The organism is Microbacterium sp. LMI1x-1-1.1 (assembly GCF_040676205.1).
In the GTDB taxonomy this organism is placed as follows: domain Bacteria; phylum Actinomycetota; class Actinomycetes; order Actinomycetales; family Microbacteriaceae; genus Microbacterium; species Microbacterium aquilitoris.
Window position 1 is genome coordinate 231,097 of record NZ_JBEGHM010000001.1, and the last position, 18,559, is coordinate 249,655.

The window sequence follows — 18,559 nt, forward strand, 5'->3', positions numbered from 1 at the left end:
GGCGGCGGTTCAGGCAGCACGGGATGCGCGTCATCGACCGGCGAGAGAAGGCGAGACGGATGCCGCGAACCCCGCCGCGGTCCGGCGCACCACCTCGAGAGGGTCGGTCGCCCAGATGTCGGCGTTGAAGATCTCGACCTCGATATCGCGGTCGTATCCCGTCGCCTCGACGGCGCTCGTCAGTCCGGCCAGGTCGATGACGCCGTCGCCCGGGTAGTGACGTCCGAGGAGGACGTCGGCGGGGAGCGGGGTCTTCCAATCGCACACCTGGTACGTCGCGATGCGACCCTCCCGGCCGGCGCGCGCGATCGAGTCGAGCACCGCGGGGTCCCAGAAGATGTGGAAGGTGTCGACGGCCGCACCGACGACATCCGCATCGAAGTCCGCCGCGATGTCGAGGGCCTGACCGAGGGTCGAGACGACGCAGCGGTCGGTCGCGTACATCGGATGCAGCGGCTCGATGGCCAGCGTCACTCCCGCCGCCTTCGCGTGCGGAGCGAGCTCGCCGATCGCATCGCGCACCCGCTCGCGGGCGCCGATCAGATCGCGGGATCCTTCGGGCAGCCCGCCGGCGACGAGCACGAGCACGGCGGTCGACCCCGGCGCGCCGGCGGCGGCGAGCGTCGCCGCCTCGTCGATGGCGACGAGGTTGTCGTCGATCGATGCGCGTCGCGCGGGGCCTTCGGGCATCGTGAAGAAGCCCGACCGGCAGTGCGTCGAGAACCGGAGGCCCGAGTCGGTCAGCATCGACGCGGCCGTCGCGAGACCGACCTCCTGCACCGGTTCGCGCCAGAGCCCGATGGACTGCACACCGGCCTCGACGGTCACGCGGAGAGCGGTGGCGAGGTCGGCGTACTTGATGGTGCCCTGGTTGATCGACAGGCGCGGATCGACGGCGCTCACGCGTCGAGGCCGTTCAGTCGCAGCATCCCGTTCCAGCGCTCCGCGGCGAGCTCGGGACGTTCGAACGCCTTCGCGTCGTTCGCGAGCTCGACGATCCGCGAGAGGTGCGGAAGGCTGCGGGCGGAGTGCAGACCGCCGACCATCTGGAACGCGGGCTGGTGTCCGTTGAGCCAGGCGAGGAAGGCGACGCCCGTCTTGTAATAGAACGTCGGCGCGGCGAACACCTGACGCGACAGCGCTTCGGTCGGGGCGAGCACCTCGAGGTAGCGCGCCGGGTCGCCCGCATCGAGCGCCTGGATCGCCGCGGAGGCGACCGGCGTCAGGGCGGCGAAGGCACCGAGCAGCGCGTCGGAGTGCTGACGAGCGGATGCCGGGTCCCTCGTCGGCTGCGGGGCGTCGGGCACGTCCGCACCGCCGATGAGGCCGACGTAGTTGAAGTCGTCGCCCGTGAACATGCGCACCGACTCGGGCAGGCGCTCGCGCACCGAGACCTCGGAGGCCGCGTCGAGCAGGCTCATCTTGACGCCCGCCACCTTGTCGACGTTCGCCTCGATGACCTCGAGCAGTACAGCGGATGCCGTCTGCCAGTCGGTCGCCCCGAAGTATCCCGCGAGCTGCGGGTCGAAGGCGGTGCCGAGCCAGTGCAGCACGACCGGTGTCGTCGCCCGCGACAGCACGGCGTCGTAGACGCGGCGGTAGTCCGCCGCGCTCTCGGCGACCCGTGCCAGGTGACGAGAGGCCATGAGGACCGGACCCGCACCCTGCTCCTCGGTGAAGTGGAGCTGCTCGAGGTAGGCCGACACGACCTCGTCGAGCGTGATCCGCTCCTCATCGATGTGATCGGTGTTCACGCCGACGGCGACGGAACCACCCTCTTCACGGGCGACCTCGGCGGAACGCGAGATCAGCTCGCGGGTGGCCGCGGCATCCAGTCCCATGTTCCGCTGCGCGGTGTCCATGGCGTCGGCGACGCCGAGGCCCCACGAGTACACGTTGCGACGGAAGTCGAGGGTCGCGTCCCAGTCGATGTCGGCCGGCTGGCCCGGGGTGTTGTCGGCGTGCGTCTTCGGCACGACGTGCGCCGCCGCGTACGCGACCCGGCTGCGGAGCGGTCCGTCGGGGCGGGTGTAGCCGGAGGTGTCGACGAGGGGGACGCGCCGGAGTGCGCCGTCCCCCGAGAGCAGGGTGAGGTCGGTCATGGATCAGTCCAGCGACAGCGCGTCGAGCTCGATCTTGCGACCCTCGCGGCTGGAGCGGAGCCCGGCCTCGGCGAGCTGCACGCCGCGCGCACCGGCGAGGAGGTCGAACTCGTAGTCGGTTCCCTCGACGTACGAGACGAGGAACTCCTCCCACTGCTGACGGAAGCCGTTCATGAAGACGTCGTTGACGGGGATGTTCTGCCAGTCGGCGTCGTAGTCGTGGGTGTCTTCGAGGTCGGGGTTCCACACCGGCTTGGGCGTGGCGTTGCGCGGCTGGATCTTCGCGCCGAACAGGCCGACGACGGCCGAGCCGTGCGTCCCGTCGACGTGGAACTCGACGAGCTCGTCGCGATTCACGCGGACCGTCCAGGAAGAGTTGATCTGGGCGACGACGCCGCCCTCGAGCTCGAACACGCCGTAGGCGGCGTCCTCGGCGGTCGCGGTGTAGTGCTCGCCCTTCTCGTCCCAGCGGTCGGCGATGTGGACGGCCGCCTGCGCGTAGACCGTGTTGACGCCGCCGAAGAGGTTCTCGAGCACGTAGTTCCAGTGCGGGAACATGTCGACGATGATGCCGCCGCCGTCTTCGGCGCGGTAGTTCCAGGAGGGGCGCTGCGCGGGCTGCCAGTCGCCTTCGAAGACCCAGTAGCCGAACTCGCCGCGCACCGACAGGATGCGGCCGAAGAAGCCCGAGTCGATGAGGCGCTTGAGCTTCTGGAGGCCGGGGAGGTACAGCTTGTCGTGGACGACACCGGTCTTGACGCCGGCCTCGGCGGCGAGCTTCGCGAGCTCGAGCGCCTCTTCGAGCGACTCGGCGGTCGGCTTCTCGGTGTAGATCGTCTTGCCGGCGGCGATGGCCTTTCGAAGGGCGGTGGCACGCGCCTTCGTGACGAGGAAGTCCGCGTAGATCTCCCAGCGCGGGTCTGCCAGAGCGGCATCCAGATCGGTCGTGTAGTCCTCGATGCCGTGCTTCGCGGCGAGCTCGGCGAGCTTCGCCTCGCTGCGGCCGACGAGGAGCGGCTTGACGGTGACCTTCGACCCGTCGGGCAGCTCGATGCCGCCCTGCTCGCGGATCGCGAGGATGGAGCGCACGAGGTGCTGGCGGTAGCCCATACGGCCCGAGACGCCGTTCATGATGATGCCGATCTCGCGGACGGCGGGGGCGGCGGTAGCAGCCGCCGGGGCGGGTGCGGTGATGGTCGTCTCTGACACGGTGAGGTCCTTGTCTGCTTCTCTGCGTGCGGCGTCGGGGCTGCCCCGAACGCCGCGGAGGCGAATGGGTAAGCGCTTTCCACTCAGTGTGACATCGGCGATCCGATTGCGCAACAGCCGCGTCGGTCGCGCGAACGTCGAAGCCCGGGTGATCATGGAAGTGGCGCTTGTCGCAAAGACGTTACATATCCGACACAGGTAAGCGCTTGCCGTCCCGAGCGTCCCCGGTTACCTTATGAGCACCCCTTGTCATGACATGCCGACAAATGCCGACATACCCGCTCATGACTCACCTCGCGCTCACCGAAGAGCGCACGCGAAGGAGAAGCAGTGAAGAGTTCCCGCACCATCCGATCCGCCACCATCATCGCCGCGGCTGTGGGCGCCCTCGTGCTCGCCGGCTGCTCGTCTTCGGGGGGCGGCGGGAGCGACGACGTCACCCTCGAGTTCGTCCAGTCCGGTGACGCCGCCCAGGGTGGCGGCTACGCCACGCTCGCCAAGAAGTACGAGAAGGAGACCGGCGTCAAGGTCAAGGTCGTCGAGGTTCCGAGCGACGACCTCCGCACCCGCCTCCGCACCGCCTCGCAGGCCAACGACCTCCCCGCCCTCGCGGCAGCGCCCGACGCCGACCCGGCGTGGACCGACCGCATGCTCGACCTCACCGACATCGCCAAGGACGCCAAGGTGCTCCCGGCTCTTCGCGTCGAGGACCCCGAGGACGGCAAAGTGAAGGCCCTTCCGACGACCCTGACCGGTGTCGGCATGTTCCTCAACAAGACGCTCTGGGACGAAGCGGGCGTCGAGTACCCGACCTCGCTCGACCAGAAGTGGACCTGGGACGAGTACGTCCAGAAGGCCACCGAGGTCGTCGACAAGACGGATGCCGAGTTCGGCGCCGTCATGGACAGCTCCGCCCACCGCCTCCGCGCCTTCATGTTCGAGTTCGGCAGCCAGGGTGTCACCGAGCAGTCCGACGGCACCTGGGCGCTCGACGCCGAGGGCGAGAAGGCGCTCGAGTACTTCAAGAAGCTGAACGACGACGGGTTCATGCCGAAGGCCGTGTGGGCCGCCGGTGACGACCCCAGCGCGACCTTCAAGAGCGGCCGCGTGGCCGGCTACATGTCGGGCGTCTGGCAGATCGCCGACTTCCAGGCCAACATCAAGGACTTCGACTGGGTCTCGGTGCCGCTGCCGCAGCAGCCGGTCCGCTCCACCAACTACGGTGCCGCTTCCTGGATCGTCGCCTACGACGGCACGGGCGTCGAGAAGGAGACCCTCGACTTCGTGAAGTGGATGTACCAGCCGGAGAACTACAAGGAGTACTGCGAGATCTCGGGCTGCCTGCCCGCGATCGACGGCGTCGACATCACCTACAAGGACGACGCGTACGCGTTCGACCTCTACAACGGCGAGATCGCCGAGTCCCCCGAGATCGCTGCGCGCCAGACCGTCGACGGCCTGAAGAACAGCTACACCGGCCTCGCCATCGACAGCGAGCCGCTGAAGGACGAGACGATCAAGTACCTCAACGGCGAGCAGTCGCTCGAGCAGACCGTGAAGAACATCGACACGGTCTCCACCGAACAGATGAAGTAACCCGCAGGGAACCGCACACGCATGACTGCAACCATCACGCCGGACGCCTCCGCCCCCACGGCGGGGGCGCCCGGCGCGCCCTCCCCCCGCCGCAAGCGCGCCTTCGGCCGGTACCGGATGGCGCCGTTCCTGTTCACCGTCGTCACGGCCGCCCTGTTCGCCCTGTTCTTCCTGTGGCCGGGCGTCCTCGGACTGTCGTACTCGCTGACGGACTTCCGCGGCTGGGGCGACGCCGAGTTCGTCGGACTCGACAACTACAGCAAGCTCCTCAGCGACCCGAGCTTCTACTCGGCCCTCGGCCGCACGTTCGTCTTCGCACTGCTCTCGGTGCCCCTCAGCTACGCGCTCTCGCTCGGCATGGCCGTCGCGATCAACGCCGCGCACGCCCGCGGCAAGACCGCTGCGCGCATCATCTTCTTCCTCCCGTGGCTCGTCTCGCCGATCGTGACCGGTGTCATCTGGCGCTGGATGTTCGGCGAGAGCTTCGGCTTCGTCAACTTCGTGATCAGCATGCTGGGCGGCGAGCGTGTGCCGTGGTCCTCGAACGCGGACCTCTCGCTGCTCGTCGTGATCCTGGCATCCTCGTGGGCCGGTGCGGCCTTCAACATGCTGCTGTTCGTCGCCGCCCTCAACAACGTCCCGAAGTCGTACTACGAGGCGGCCGAGCTCGACGGCGCCAACGGCTGGCAGCGCTTCCGCAGCATCACGCTGCCCTCCATCGCCCCGACGTCCGTCCTGGTGATCCTGCTGTCCACGCTCGGGCACATGAAGGAGTTCGCACTGGTCCAGTCGCTCAACGGCGGCGGTCCCGGAACGCAGAACCGACTGATCGTCCAGTACATCTACGAGACCGGCTTCAAGCAGTCCGAGATCGGCTACGCCAGCGCGGCGTCGATGGTCCTCCTGGTGATCCTCATGGTCATCGCGATCATCCAGCTGCGCATCAGCCGGAGGAGCAACAACTCATGGTGACCACCTACGCCATCACCGTCCCCGACGAGAAGAAGCGCGAGAGCTTCGAGCGTCGCCGCCGGTCGAAGAACCTCCGTCGCCGCGCCGTCGTGCCGACCACCATGCTGTGGGTCCTGGCGCTGCTCATGCTGTTCCCGCTCGCGTGGTTCCTGCTCTCGTCGTTCAAGCCGGGCAGCGAGCTGTTCAGCTACCCGCTGTCGTTCTTCCCCAAGGAGTGGACGCTCGGCGGCTACGAGGCGGCGCTCGAGCGCATCGACTTCGCCCGTTACTTCCTGAACACGGCGATCGTGGCGACGGTGTCGACCGTCCTGACGGTCTTCCTCTGCGCGACGACGGGCTATGCGCTCGCGAAGTACAAGAACCCGTGGCTGAGCGTCCTGGGGCTCTTCATCCTCTCGATGACGATGCTGCCGGGCGAGGTCATCCTCAACCCCATGTTCGTCGTCATCCGCGACCTCGGGCTCTACAACCAGCTCGCCGGTGTGATCATCCCCTCGATCGTCACCCCGACCGGCGTCTTCATGTTCCGCCAGTTCTTCATCACGATCCCGGATGAGCTCATGCAGGCCGCGCGCATCGACGGTGCGAGCGAGTACGGCATTTTCTTCCGGATCATGCTGCCGCTGGCCCGGCCCATCGCGCTGACGCTGGCGATCATGTCCTTCCAGTGGCGCTGGAACGACTACATCTTCCCGCTCATCATCCTCGGCGACCCCGAGCAGTTCACCCTGCAGATCGCGCTGCGGGCCCTGGTCGGCGCCGAGAACATCGAGTGGACGATCCTGCTGGCGGCATCCGTGCTGTCGATGATCCCCCTGGTCGCGCTGTACCTCGTGTTCCAGAAGTACGTGACCTCGTCGAACATCAACGCAGGACTCAAGGACTGATGCATTCACGGGACCACCTCGTCCTGGAACGCGTCGACCGCTTCATCGGGGAGTACCTCGACCGGGCCGTCGTCGCCGACCGAGCTCCGCTCCACGTGTCCGCCTGGCAGGTCCCCGACAAGGGCGACCTGCCGGGCGAACCGGTGTCGGTGGAGCGGATGCGGCAGGATGCCGCGTTCGCCCCCGTCGAGGGCGGTCACCGCTGGGGCCGCGCCTGGGGCACGACGTGGTTCACCGTCGAGGGCGAGGTGCCGCGGTCTTGGGCCGAGCGCGACGGCCGCATCGAGTTGTCGCTCGACCTCGGCTTCTCGCAGGCCAAACCCGGCTTCCAGTGCGAGGGACTCGTGCGGACGCCGGAGGGCGTCGTGGTGAAGGGCCTCGAACCGCGGAACCATCACGTCCCCGTGTCGAACCGCCCCGGTGAGCGCGTGTCGTTCACGGTCGAGGCCGCCGCGAATCCCGACCTGTCGGGGGGCGACGATTTCAAGAGCCCCCTCGCCTTCTCGCCCACTCCGCTCGGCGACCCGGCCACGGCCGGCGCCGAACCCCTCTACCGGCTCGGACGGATGGAGCTGCGCCTCGTCGACGAGACCGTCGAGCGCCTCCGCCGCGAGATCATCGTGCTCGTCGGCCTCGCCCGCGAGCTGGTCGACTCCGACCCGCGTCGCGCGCGCATCCTCGACGGGCTCGAGCGCGCGCTGTACGTGATCGACCCCGACGCGCCCGCCGAGGGTGCGGCGGCGGCCCGCGGCATCCTCGCTCCCCTCCTCGCGGCACCGGCCGCGGCATCCGCTCACCGCATCACCGCGACGGGGCACGCCCACATCGACTCTGCGTGGCTGTGGCCGAGCCGGGAGACGGTGCGGAAGGTCACGCGCACGTACGCGAACGTGCTCGAGCTCATGGACGCCGATCCCGATGCCGTCTTCGTCAGCTCGTCGGCGCAGCACTTCGAGTGGGTGCGCCGCAGCGATCCCGAGCTCTTCGCGCGGATCAAGGAACGCGTCGCCGAGGGACGTTTCCTCCCCGTCGGCAACATGTGGGTCGAATCCGACGTCAACATGCCCTCGGGCGAATCGCTGGCCCGTCAGCTGCTGGCGGGTACGCGCTTCTTCGAGGAGCACTTCGGAGCGCGCAGCGACGTCGGGTGGCTGCCCGACTCGTTCGGGTTCCCCGCCGGACTCCCCCAGCTGCTGCGCGGCGCGGGACTGGAGTGGTTCTTCACGCAGAAGATGTGCTGGAACGACGTCGACACGATGCCGCACCACTCCTTCGTCTGGGAGGGGCTCGACGGGTCGCGGATCTTCACGCACTTCCCGCCGAACAACACCTACAGCGGCGACATGCGGCCGACCGAGCTCGCCCGCAGTGTCCGCAACTTCGCCGACCACGCGGCCAGCACCCGCTCGCTCATGCCGTTCGGCTTCGGCGACGGCGGCGGCGGACCGACGCGCGAGATGATGGCCGACGCCCGCCTGCAGGCCGACCTCGAGGGCTCCCCCACGGTCGCCTTCGGCACGCCGCGAGAGTTCTTCCTCGAGGCGGCCGCCGAACCGACCGACCCGCCGGTCTGGTCCGGCGAGATGTACCTGCAGTTCCACCGCGGCATCTTCACGTCGCAGATGCGCACCAAGCGCGGCAACCGTCGCAACGAGGCCCTGCTCGTCGAGGCGGAGCACTGGAGCGCCGCGGCCACGGTACGCCGCGGCATCCCCTATCCGGCGGCCGAGCTCGACGAGCTCTGGCGCGAGGTGCTGCTGCTTCAGTTCCACGACATCCTCCCCGGCAGCGCGATCGCGTGGGTGCACCGCGAGGCGGAGCGCTCGCACGCCGAGACGACCGACCGGCTCGAACGGATCATCGCGGATGCCGTCGCCGCCCTCGTCGGCGAGGGTTCGCAGCCCCTGGCGCTCAACCCGGGCACGGCACCCGTCGCCGCGATCGCCGCGGGCGGCGCGGGACCCGCGCCGGCGCCGGTGCCGGTCACGGCCGAGAACGTCGACGGTGGATTCCGCCTGCGCTCCGACCAGATCGACGTGCGCGTCGGACCCGACGGCACCCTCCGGAGCGTGGTCGAGCTCGCCACCGGGCGCGACCTCATCCCCGCCGGTCACCGCGGCGGACTGCTGCAGCTGCACGTCGATGCACCGTCGAAGTGGGACGCATGGGAGCTCGACGCCTCGTACCGCCTCGCCACGACCGACGTCGACGGCGGCACGGCCGAACTGGTCGACGGCGTCGTGCACGTCGTGCACCCGCTGCCGAACGGCACCGCCGAGCAATGGATCGACATCCACCCCGAGGGCGGCGGCGTCCGCATCCGCACCCGCGTCGACTGGCACGAGCGGCACCGTCTGCTCAAGCTCGCCTTCCCCGTCGCGGTGCACGCGCAGGACGCGGCCTACGAGACGCAGTTCGGCCACGTGCGTCGCCCGCTGCACACGAACACGTCGTGGGATGCCGCCCGCTACGAGGTCTGCGCGCACAGGTGGGTGCACGTCGGCGAGCCGGGCACCGGTGCGGCGATCGTCAACGACGGCATGTACGGCCACGATGCGACCCGCACGAGTGACGAGGACGGGACGGTCACGACCGTGCGGCAGTCGCTGCTGCGCGCGCCGACGTTCCCCGACCCCGACGCGGATCAGGGCGTGCACGAGTTCACGTCGCTCTTCGCGCCGGCCGAGACGACGACGGATGCCGCCCGCTGGGGTGCGATCGTCGGTTCGCCGCTGCGCGAGGTCACGGGCGCAGCGCCGGTCGCACCGCTCGTGACGAGCTCGACCGACGGCATCGTCGTCTCGGCGGTCAAGCTCGCGGCGGACGGCAGCGGCGACCTCATCGTCCGCGCCTTCGAGCAGCGCGGCGCCCGCACCGGCGGCACGCTGCACCTCGATGTCCCCAGCTCGTCACTCGAGGTCTGCGATCTCGTCGAGACCGTCGGCCGCGGCCGCGCCGACGCCGCGCGGCGGACCGACGACCGCACCGTCGCGCTCGACCTGCGCGCGTTCGAGGTCGTCACCCTGCGCATCGCCCTGCACGAACCGGAGCAGTCATGATGATCGACACCGATACCGACACCTTCGTCGCCGACGTGATCGCCGCGGCGGATGCCGAGGCCACCGCCCTCCTGCAGGCGTCGACCGATGTGTCGCTCGCCCCGCTCGGACCGCACCGCGAGTCGATGCGACGCGCGAAGCTGCTGGTCGCGGTCTTCCTCGAGCCGGGGTCCGCGTTCGCCGGCGACCCGGCGGCGGTCGCCCTCGCCGAAACGTACGCGGGGATCCTGCACGACCTGCAGTCGCCGACGGGGCTCTTCCTCGGCGGCGACAACGTCGAGTCGCCGCCCGACACCGGATTCACGATCAACGACGTCGGCGACATCCTCGAGCTCGCGCGCCGCTCGGGCGACGCCCGGCTCGACCGGGTCGCCGAGGTGCTCGGCGGCATCGCCGATCGCGCCGCCCCGGCGCTGCTGGCGGGTGGCGTGCACACGCCGAACCATCGCTGGGAGCTCAGCGCCGCGCTCGTCCGGCTGCATCGGCACCGCCCCGACCCGCGGCTCGAGGCGCGGGCGCGCGAATGGCTCGCCGAGGGCATCGACATCGACGCCGACGGCCTGTACTCCGAGCGCAGCGCGAACTACTCCGTCTACGTCTCGAACCCCTCGCTCCTGGTCATCGGCGACGTCCTCGGCCTGCCCGAGCTCCACGACGTCGTGGCACGGAACCTCGAGGCGACCCTGGGACTCATCCACCCCGACGGCTCCGTCGAGACCGTGCACTCCCGCAGGCAGGACCAGCGCGAGACCCGGTTCCCCCTCGCGCCGTTCGCCCTCCACTACCGCCGCATCGCCCTCGAGACGGGACGGGGTGACTTCGCGTGGGCGGCGCGGGTCGCGGCATCCGCCCCCGTCATCGATCCGCAGACGGCCCTCGCCGACATGATCCTGCACCCGGCGCTGCGCGAGCCGCTGCCCGCGGGCACGGCGCCGGCCGACCGGGCGCGCATCGTGTGGCCGGTCTCAGGGCTCGTCGTCGACCGAACGCCCGACCGTTCGCTGGTGGTCTTCGGCGGGTCGGACTACACCGTCGCCCGCCGCATCCGCTCGGGCCTCGCGAGCAACCCGACGTTCCTGCGCCTGTTCGCCGGCGACGCCGTCCTCGACTCGGTGCGACTCTCGCGGCACTTCTTCGGTCTCGGCCCGTTCCGCGCCGATGAGATGACCGCCGAGGACGACCGCATCGTGCTCGAGGAGCGGCTCTCCCCCGCGTACTTCGGGCCGCTGGACACCACGCTCCGCCGCCCGGGCGGCGACTACCGCGTCGTCGACGAGGGTCGCTTCTCGGCTGCGATGTCGTTCGACGAGCGACCGCGCGACGAGGTCCCGCTCCGTACCCGCATCGACGTCGTGCCCGTCGAGGACGGCGTTCAGCTGACGATCGAGACCGAGGGTCCGATCTGTGCGTGGAGCCTCGAGTTCGCCTTCCGCTCGGGCGGCGCGTTCGAGGGGGTCGACGTGCGGGCCGACGGCACAGCCGTGCTCGCCGACGGGACCGCGCGGTACGCCGTCGGCGACGACATCCTCGAGATCGGCCCCGGGACGGGCTCGTCCGCACCGGCCGCGTACCTTCCCGGTGAGGACTACGACTACCTGGGCGGCACCGACGCCCTGGGTGGTCCGCGGCTCTACGCGACCGGGACGACACCCGGGCGGGCGACGTTCACCGTCCGTCGCGTGCGCTGACTCAGCGTCGGCGCTCGGGGACCGCCACGACGGCGAGCACCGCGCAGCCGAGCGCAGCGGGCAGGAGGGGCGGCAGCATCCACGTCAGGACGACGACGAGCGCGACCGCCGCGACATAGAACGCGAGCCCGCGCAGGTCGCTGCGGACGGTCGCCGGAACGCTGCGGACGGCCGCTCGCCAGCCGGTCCGCGGATCCCACGCGCCGGCTGCGATCAGCAGCCCGACGGTGAGGACGGCGAGGCCCGTCCATCCGACGGCTTCGATGACGCCGCCACCGGGCAGGAACCCCGACCGTGCGAGGTCGATGTCGACGGCCAGCACGACGGCGATCACCGCGGCGATGAGCCCGACGACGCTGCCGCCGGCGATCCCGGCACGGACGTCGCGCCAGAACAGACCGAGCCGCGAGTCCTCCGCCGCGATATAGCGGGCCAGGTGACGGATGCCGGCCGCCAGCGCGATCGGCAGGGTCACGGCCAGCACGCCGACGAGCGCGACGAGCAGACCCACGAGGAGGACCTCCCCGAAGAGCGCGAACTTCGCGGCGGCGCCGGGGAACCGGGACGGAGCCCGCTCCTCGAGGACCGGACCGCTGCCGGAACGGTCGGCGCGCACCGCGGCAAGCACCGCCCGCCGATCCGTTCGCGTCGCGGCCATCGTCAGCCCTTGAGGCCCTGCGTCGCGACGCCGTCGACGAGGAAGCGCTGGAACACGAGGAAGAACAGCAGCACGGGCACGAGGGCGAGGAACGAGGCCGTGACCGTCGCGCCGAAGTCGCTCGTCGACGACTGGTCGTTGTAGAGGCGCAGCGCGATCGGGAGCGGGTAGTTCTCCGGGCTCGTCAGGTACAGCAGGGGCCCGAGGAAGTCGTTCCACGACCAGATGAAGGCGAAGATCGCGCACGTGATCAGCGCCGGCTTCACGAGCGGAAGGATGATCGCCCAGAAGATCCGGACGTGTCCGGCGCCGTCGATGCGGGCCGCCTCATCCATGTCGCGCGGCATCTGACGCATGAACTGCACGAGGAGGAAGACGAAGAACGCCTCCGTCGCGAGGAACTTCGGCAGCACGAGCGGCCAGAACGTGTCGACCAGGCCCAGATTGTTGAACAGGATGTACTGCGGGATGATCACGACGTGGAACGGCAGCAGCAGCGTGCCGATCATCGCGGCGAACAGGATGCCGAGTCCCTTGAACTGGATGCGGGCGAACGCGTAGGCGGCCAGCGCGCTCGAGAACACGGTGCCGACGACGGCCAGGACCGCGAGGATGAGCGAGTTGCCGAAGAACTGCCACAGCGGGACGCCGGCGATGCCGTCGAAGACCTTCAGATAGTTGTCGAAGGTCGGCTGCTGCGGAATGAGTCCGGGGTTCTGACCGAATTCGGAGTTCGGCTTCAGCGTCGAGATGCCCAGCCACACGAGCGGGTACAGGACGAGGGCGGTCAGCGCGATCAGGACGACCAGCCAGATGACCGTCTGCCAGGTCTTGCGCTTCACGCGGCGACGCCGCGGCGTAGCGGCGATCGTCTGCTGCGCGGCGAAGACCGGGGTGGATGCCGCGCCCGAGGTCGTGGCGACGTTGGATGTGCTCATCGGTTGTCTCCGGCGTAGTGCACCCAGGAGCGCTGGGTGCGGAAGAGGATGAAGGCGATGATCGCGACGACCACCAGCAGGACCCAGGCGATCGCAGCGGCGTAGCCCATCTGGCCGTCGCTGAAGCCTCGCTTGTAGAGGTAGATCGTGATGAAGTTCGTCATGCCGGCGGGGCCGCCCGAGCCGTTCGAGATGATGTACGCCGAGGCGAACACCTGGAACGCGCCGATGAGACCCAGCAGCAGGTTGAAGAAGATGACCGGCGAGAGCATCGGAAGGGTGACCGCGCGGAAGCGGTACCAGGGCCCGGCGCCGTCCATCTCGGCCGCTTCATAGAGCTCCTTCGGCACCTGCTTGAGCCCCGCGAGGAAGATGACCATCGTCGCGCCGAATTGCCAGATCGACAGGATGATCATGGCGGGCAGGACGAGGCTCGGGTTTCCGATCCAGCCACCGAGGTCGATGCCGATAGCCGACAGGGACGAGTCGACGGGACCCTCCGAGCCGAACATCGCGCGCCAGACGATCGCGACCGACACCGAGCCGCCGATGAGCGACGGGGCGTAGAACGCGGAGCGGAAGAAGCCGGCGCCCTTGTCGCGGTAGTTGAGCAGCATCGCGACGAGGAGGGCGGCGATCAGGGTGATCGGCGTCCCGACGAACACGTAGACGAGAGTGATCTGCGCCGACTGGATGAACTGCGGGTCGTTCGTGAACAGGCGGACGTAGTTGTCGAACCCGATCCAGCGGGGCGGCGTGAAGATGTTGTACCGCGTGAACGACAGGTACAGCGAGTACCCCATCGGGATGATCGTCAGCCCGAAGAAGCCGACCAGCCATGGGATGAGGAATCCGTAGCCGGCGAGCGTCTCCTTGCGGGCGCGCGAGCGCTGGGTGGGACGGCTGAGGTTCTCGGGCCGGCGTTTGTTCGCGAGTGCGCGACGCCGCTTCTCGCCGGTGACGATGACTCTCGTCGCGGTGGTGCTCACGGGTGGCTCCTGATGTCGGGGGGACGGTGCGGGGTCCGGATGCCGCGGCATCCGGACCCCGCGATCGGTCACGAGTTGAGGGCGACGTCCATCTCGGTGAAGAACTGCGAGACGGCCTCGTCCACGGTCATGGTCCCGAAGTTCAGTTCGACGCCGAGCTGACGGAACTTCTCCTCGAGGGTGCCATAGCCGACGATCGGAACGGGAGGTGCGTCACCGAGACGGTCGGCGATGGACTCCTCGTACGCCTTGACCTGCTGGCTCAGCGGGTCGAGGTCGGCGGCGGCCAGAGCGGTCTCCGACGCGGGCAGACCGCGGTTGGTGCCGAAGATCTCACCCGACTCGGGCGAGTTGACGAGGAAGTTCACGAGCGTCGCCGCAGCCTCGGGGTGGTCGGTGTTCGCCGCGATCGAGTGCAGCATGGAGGGCTTCAGGTAGAGGTCCTTGGCGCCTTCCTCGGTCACCGGCGGGGCGACGAGGCCGAGCTCGGTGTAGCTCTCGCCGAGGTTGCCGAGGTAGCCGGCGCCGAAGTTGTCCCAGGTGAGTTCGCTGGCGGTGATGGCCGTGTCGAACGGACCGAGCGGCAGAGCCTCTTCGACGGTCTGCTGCGGCGCCCCGATGCCGTCACGGATCGACTGGCCCTCCTCCCAGAACGCCTTCAGGCGCGCCTCGTCGAAACCGGGCTTGCCGTCCTCGGTGAAGAGGTTGCCGCCCTCCGCGCGCAACTGGAGTTCGAAGTTCTGAATGCGGCCGGTGTAATCGCTGCCGCCCCAGTACTCACCGCCGCTGGCGTCGGTGATGTCCTTCATCCAGGCGGTGTAGTCGTCCCAGGAGCCGCCGGGGAACTCGTCGACACCGGCCTTCTCGAGCAGGACCGGGTTGGTGAACAGACCCCAGGCGTTCGTCGAGGTGGCGATGCCGTAGGTGGTGTCGTTTACGACGCCGATGTCGAGGATGTTCTGCGGGAGCGGGTCGGTCTCGATGATGCCGCCGAGGTACGGGTCGAGGTCGAGAAGGAGACCGTTCTCGGAGTACTGCCGCAGGTACGAGTAGTCGAACTGCATGACGTCGGGGAGATTCTTGCCCGCCGCCTCGGTCTGCCGCTTCTCCCAGAACTCGGGGAACGCGAGGAAGCTCGTGCTCACCTTGATATTCGGGTACTTCTCGTTGAACGCGTCGATCGCCTTGTTGTAGAGATCGGCTCGCACGTCGTTGCCCCAGAACGCGAGGTCGAGCGAGACCTTCTCATCGGGGTCGTAGGTGCCGGCGGGCTCCGGCGAGCCGGCGCAGCCGGCAAGGGCGATGACTGACCCCGTCGCGAGTGCGACGGCGGCGAGTGCGCGTTTGCTGAACATCTTTGTCCTCTCTCGAACGTCCGTGTTGCGAGTGCTGGTGGACGTCATGGTCCGTGATTGCGACTTCCTTCGGTGCCGTGGATCGATGCCCACAGGAAAGCGCTCGCCCCGAGAGTAGCGCCAATTGAAACGTTTTTCAAGAAGATTGAAACGTTTTTACGACGCCACCTGTGACCGGTCCCAACCCACCCTATGGCCCATACTCGCACCTTGAGCGGACCGGCCAGGCCGCGAGTCAGCGCACCACGACGAGCTCGTCGCCGCGCACCTCGAGGCGGGCGCGGAGCACGGCGCAGCGTCGCTCATCGGGTTCATCGGGCGCGCCCGGGTGCGTGAAGAAGTAGAACCAGACGCGCTCCCCGTCGCGCACGGGCGCCCCGTGATGGCCGAACCCCGGGCTCGGCACCGTGCCGGCGCCGAGGATGACGGCATCCGCTCCGCCCTGCCGCCGCCACGAGATCGCATCGTCCGAGCGGTACACGCCCATGCCGCGCCACTCGTCGACGATCATCCACCAGGATCCGCCGAGCTCGAACACCGTCGGACCCTCGTGGGGCCGTCCGCCGATCGCGGTGCCCTCGGATTCCCAGGTGGTCAGGTCGTCCGAGACGGCCACCTTGGTGACCGACTCGGCGGCCTCGTCCTTGTACCAGAGGCGCCAGCGCCCGTCGGGGGTGCGAGCGACGCCCGCATCGATCACGCGGTCGCTGTCGAGAGCGAGCGCGCCGATCCGATGCCACTCGGACAGGTCCGCCGACCGGTACTCCACGATGTGACGCGCGTACCCCGGCCACCGGTCGGGGACCCCGTCGATCTCGGTCAGGTACATCCGCCAGATCTGCCCGTCGAACACGACCTCGGGCGCCCAGTGGGTGCGATCCGTGCGCGCGGGCGGGCCGGCGGCATCCAGCTGCAGCCCGTCGGCGGTCGGCTCGAGCGTCCCCGCGTACGACCAGCGGATGCCGTCGGTCGAGCGGGCGACGCCGATGCGACTCCCGTGCACCCAGGCGACGCCCGGACCCGGGTCGGGATGGGTCGCGCGCCGCTGCGTGTAGAACATCCACCAGTCGCCGGGGCCGGCGATCACGACGAGCGGATCGGTCGCGCCGTCGTAGACGGGATCGCGGTAGACCTCGATCATGCGAGACCCGCCTGCGCGAGATGGAGCTGCGCGTAGCGGCCGCCGCGCTCGAGCAGTTCGTCGTGCGAGCCGCGCTCGACGATCTCGCCGCGCTCGAGGACGACGATGACGTCGGCTTGCCGGACGGTCGAGAGCCGGTGCGCGACGACAAGGGTCGTGCGCCCCGTCATGAGGCGACCGAGGGCATCTTTCACGAGCTCCTCGGACTCGGGGTCGAGGGCGCTGGTCGCCTCATCCAGCAGGAGGATCCTCGGGTCGCGGATGAGAGCGCGGGCGATCGCGAGCCGCTGCCGCTGGCCGCCCGACAGGCGCGCGCCGCGTTCGCCGACCACGGTGTCCCACCCCTCCGGTTGGTCCTGCACGAAATCCCACGCGTTCGCGTCGCGCAGAGCCCGCTCGATGCGGGCGTCGTCGACGTCGCCGAGACCGTAGGCGATGTTCTCGCGGATGGTCCCCTCGAAGAGGACGGACTCCTGCGGAACGACCGACACGAATCGGCGGACGGTGCGCAGGTCGAGGTCCTGCATGTCGTCGCCGTCGAGGAGGATGCGCCCTCCCGTCGGACGGAGGAACCCGAGGATGAGGTTGAGCATCGTGGACTTGCCCGACCCCGACGACCCGACGAAGGCGACGGTCGCGCCGGCGGGGACGTGCAGGTCGATGGCGTGCAGCGCATCCTCGCCGGCGCCGGCGTACCGGTGCGACGCGCGGTGGAGGGTCAGGTCGCCCGTGACGGCGTCGACGGTGCGCTTGCCGGCATTCTGCTCGAGGTCGGGGTCCTGCAGCACCTCGGCGATGGAGCGCACCGACTCGAGTCCGCGCGCTCCGACCGGGATGAGCATGAGCAGCTGCGTCAACCCTTGCGTGAGCAGCGTGAAGTACGTCGACAGCAGCACCACCTCACCGGGGGTGATGGGCAGGATGCCGGTGAGCGAGAAGGTCGCGGCGAGGACGAGGCATCCCACCCCGAGCAGCTGCATCGCGACCCACGACACGGACGCGACGTGGCCGTTGAGCATGTCGAGGTGCAGCCCGGCGCGTCGGACGCCGTCGGCCCCGGTCGCGACCCGGGTCACAGCGGTCTGCTCGAGGCCGTGCGCCCGGGTGACGGGGATGAGGGACGCCATCTCGCCGACGCGGGCCGAGAGCGTCTCGACCTCGCGGCGGAAGTGCGCGTTGCGATCGTGCGAACGTCGCCGCATGCCGTAGCGGATGCCGATCGCGATCGGGACGGCGAGCGCGTAGACCGGCAGGAACGCGGGGACGGCGATCGCGGTCATCGTGATGGCGCCGATCATGACCATCGTCGCGGACAGGAGCGGGTGCGTGACCTGCTGCAGCATCAGCTCGACGTTCTCGACGTCGCGGACGACCTTGGTCTGCACGATCGACGAGCTGATGCGCGTGTGGTAGCCGATCGACAGGCTCTGCAGCCGCTCGGCGAGGGCGTTGCGCAGGTCAGCGCCGGTGTCGCGGACGACCGTCATGAAGCTGCGCGTGTAGAGGATGTGGTTCGGGTAGTTCTGCAGCAGGAGGGCGGCGGCCAGCACGAACCACCACATGACCTGCGACACGTCGCCGCGGCCGGCGACGACGTCGATGACCGCGGCCGTGACGACCGGCAGGAACCAGAGCGGGATCTCCTTCGCCGCGAACGCGAGGACGGCGACGGTCATCCGTCCCGGCCGCCGGGCGAGCAGACGCAGCACCGACCGTGCGGGGCGATCGCCGTCGATGAGACCTTCCAGATGGGAAAGCGTTTTCCGCGTCATGGTCCCATCGTAGGCGCGACCGATGCCGGGCCGGAAGCCCCCGCGACCAGTCCACGCGCGTTCCGGGGACGCGGGATGCCGCCGAGCCCCGGCATCCGCGACACGTCGGGTCCCCGCAAGCCCAGCCCTGGCGCCGGAACCCGCGGGTCTATCGTGGAACCGCCCGCCTTCCCTCGACACCGGGACCTGATGA

14 protein-coding genes are annotated in these 18,559 nt (G+C 69.3%); 5 read left to right on the forward strand and 9 right to left on the reverse strand.

Annotation, left to right across the window (positions count from 1 at the left end; translation table 11 throughout):
* Positions 1–30 precede the first annotated feature (30 nt).
* From MRBLMI1x_RS01090 to MRBLMI1x_RS01100, 3 genes are read right to left on the reverse strand one after another with little or no spacing between them, the layout of a single operon-like run.
* Positions 31–903, reverse strand: a complete 873-nt coding sequence (locus MRBLMI1x_RS01090) for a sugar phosphate isomerase/epimerase family protein (protein ID WP_363455097.1) — start codon at positions 901–903, stop codon at positions 31–33.
* Positions 900–2,102, reverse strand: coding sequence for a dihydrodipicolinate synthase family protein (locus MRBLMI1x_RS01095; RefSeq protein WP_363455101.1), 1,203 nt, complete (start codon positions 2,100–2,102; stop codon positions 900–902). Before MRBLMI1x_RS01095 ends, MRBLMI1x_RS01090 begins: the two co-directional genes overlap by 4 nt.
* Before the next feature lie 3 nt (positions 2,103–2,105).
* Positions 2,106–3,233, reverse strand: coding sequence for a Gfo/Idh/MocA family protein (locus tag MRBLMI1x_RS01100; RefSeq protein ID WP_036324548.1), 1,128 nt, complete (start codon positions 3,231–3,233; stop codon positions 2,106–2,108).
* Positions 3,234–3,641: 408 nt separating this feature from the next.
* Here MRBLMI1x_RS01100 and MRBLMI1x_RS01105 point away from each other — a divergent pair, with 408 nt between their 5' ends.
* The 5 genes from MRBLMI1x_RS01105 to MRBLMI1x_RS01125 are packed head-to-tail and all read left to right on the forward strand — an operon-like array spanning position 3,642 to position 11,513.
* Complete coding sequence (locus tag MRBLMI1x_RS01105; protein WP_018187501.1) at positions 3,642–4,907, forward strand: ABC transporter substrate-binding protein; 1,266 nt, start codon at positions 3,642–3,644, stop codon at positions 4,905–4,907.
* A 21-nt stretch (positions 4,908–4,928) separates the two neighbouring features.
* Positions 4,929–5,879 carry a carbohydrate ABC transporter permease gene (locus MRBLMI1x_RS01110; RefSeq protein ID WP_020098548.1) on the forward strand — a complete coding sequence of 317 codons (951 nt, stop codon included), beginning with the start codon at positions 4,929–4,931 and terminating at the stop codon, positions 5,877–5,879.
* Positions 5,873–6,766 (forward strand): carbohydrate ABC transporter permease, encoded by an 894-nt coding sequence (locus MRBLMI1x_RS01115; RefSeq protein WP_018187503.1) that lies wholly within the window; start codon positions 5,873–5,875, stop codon positions 6,764–6,766. The genes MRBLMI1x_RS01110 and MRBLMI1x_RS01115 overlap by 7 nt, the downstream gene beginning before the upstream one ends.
* A complete protein-coding gene (locus MRBLMI1x_RS01120) occupies positions 6,766–9,825 on the forward strand; it encodes an alpha-mannosidase (protein ID WP_363455106.1) in 3,060 nt (1,019 codons plus the stop codon). The genes MRBLMI1x_RS01115 and MRBLMI1x_RS01120 overlap by 1 nt, the downstream gene beginning before the upstream one ends.
* Positions 9,825–11,513: a hypothetical protein gene (locus MRBLMI1x_RS01125; protein ID WP_363455109.1), complete on the forward strand. Its 1,689-nt coding sequence runs from the start codon at positions 9,825–9,827 to the stop codon at positions 11,511–11,513. Before MRBLMI1x_RS01120 ends, MRBLMI1x_RS01125 begins: the two co-directional genes overlap by 1 nt.
* Position 11,514: 1 nt before the next feature.
* Here MRBLMI1x_RS01125 and MRBLMI1x_RS01130 read toward each other — a convergent pair whose 3' ends face one another.
* The 6 genes from MRBLMI1x_RS01130 to MRBLMI1x_RS01155 all read right to left on the reverse strand — a co-directional run bounded on the left by MRBLMI1x_RS01130 (position 11,515) and on the right by MRBLMI1x_RS01155 (position 18,366).
* Positions 11,515–12,171: a hypothetical protein gene (locus MRBLMI1x_RS01130; protein ID WP_363455112.1), complete on the reverse strand. Its 657-nt coding sequence runs from the start codon at positions 12,169–12,171 to the stop codon at positions 11,515–11,517.
* Between the two features lie 2 nt (positions 12,172–12,173).
* Positions 12,174–13,109: a carbohydrate ABC transporter permease gene (locus MRBLMI1x_RS01135; RefSeq protein WP_363455115.1), complete on the reverse strand. Its 936-nt coding sequence runs from the start codon at positions 13,107–13,109 to the stop codon at positions 12,174–12,176.
* The gene (locus MRBLMI1x_RS01140; RefSeq protein ID WP_018187508.1) at positions 13,106–14,098 is read right to left on the reverse strand and encodes a carbohydrate ABC transporter permease; all 993 of its coding nucleotides are present in this window, start codon (positions 14,096–14,098) and stop codon (positions 13,106–13,108) included. The genes MRBLMI1x_RS01135 and MRBLMI1x_RS01140 overlap by 4 nt, the downstream gene beginning before the upstream one ends.
* A 68-nt stretch (positions 14,099–14,166) precedes the next feature.
* Positions 14,167–15,453, reverse strand: coding sequence for an extracellular solute-binding protein (locus MRBLMI1x_RS01145; protein WP_116227573.1), 1,287 nt, complete (start codon positions 15,451–15,453; stop codon positions 14,167–14,169).
* Between the two features lie 235 nt (positions 15,454–15,688).
* Positions 15,689–16,594: a hypothetical protein gene (locus tag MRBLMI1x_RS01150; protein WP_363455119.1), complete on the reverse strand. Its 906-nt coding sequence runs from the start codon at positions 16,592–16,594 to the stop codon at positions 15,689–15,691.
* The gene (locus MRBLMI1x_RS01155; RefSeq protein ID WP_363455122.1) at positions 16,591–18,366 is read right to left on the reverse strand and encodes an ABC transporter ATP-binding protein; all 1,776 of its coding nucleotides are present in this window, start codon (positions 18,364–18,366) and stop codon (positions 16,591–16,593) included. The genes MRBLMI1x_RS01150 and MRBLMI1x_RS01155 overlap by 4 nt, the downstream gene beginning before the upstream one ends.
* Positions 18,367–18,559: the final 193 nt, after the last annotated feature.

Excerpts from the sequence above, each read along its gene's own strand:
- MRBLMI1x_RS01120 (WP_363455106.1), top strand. The coding sequence starts at position 6,766 with ATGCATTCACGGGACCACCTCGTCCTGGAACGCGTCGACCGCTTCATC.
- MRBLMI1x_RS01095 (WP_363455101.1), bottom strand. The coding sequence starts at position 2,102 with ATGACCGACCTCACCCTGCTCTCGGGGGACGGCGCACTCCGGCGCGTC.
- MRBLMI1x_RS01135 (WP_363455115.1), bottom strand. The coding sequence starts at position 13,109 with ATGAGCACATCCAACGTCGCCACGACCTCGGGCGCGGCATCCACCCCG.
- MRBLMI1x_RS01145 (WP_116227573.1), bottom strand. The coding sequence starts at position 15,453 with ATGTTCAGCAAACGCGCACTCGCCGCCGTCGCACTCGCGACGGGGTCA.
- MRBLMI1x_RS01155 (WP_363455122.1), bottom strand. The coding sequence starts at position 18,366 with ATGACGCGGAAAACGCTTTCCCATCTGGAAGGTCTCATCGACGGCGAT.
- MRBLMI1x_RS01100 (WP_036324548.1), bottom strand. The coding sequence starts at position 3,233 with ATGAACGGCGTCTCGGGCCGTATGGGCTACCGCCAGCACCTCGTGCGC.
- MRBLMI1x_RS01115 (WP_018187503.1), top strand. The coding sequence starts at position 5,873 with ATGGTGACCACCTACGCCATCACCGTCCCCGACGAGAAGAAGCGCGAG.
- MRBLMI1x_RS01130 (WP_363455112.1), bottom strand. The coding sequence starts at position 12,171 with ATGGCCGCGACGCGAACGGATCGGCGGGCGGTGCTTGCCGCGGTGCGC.
- MRBLMI1x_RS01150 (WP_363455119.1), bottom strand. The coding sequence starts at position 16,594 with ATGATCGAGGTCTACCGCGATCCCGTCTACGACGGCGCGACCGATCCG.
- MRBLMI1x_RS01125 (WP_363455109.1), top strand. The coding sequence starts at position 9,825 with ATGATCGACACCGATACCGACACCTTCGTCGCCGACGTGATCGCCGCG.
- MRBLMI1x_RS01110 (WP_020098548.1), top strand. The coding sequence starts at position 4,929 with ATGACTGCAACCATCACGCCGGACGCCTCCGCCCCCACGGCGGGGGCG.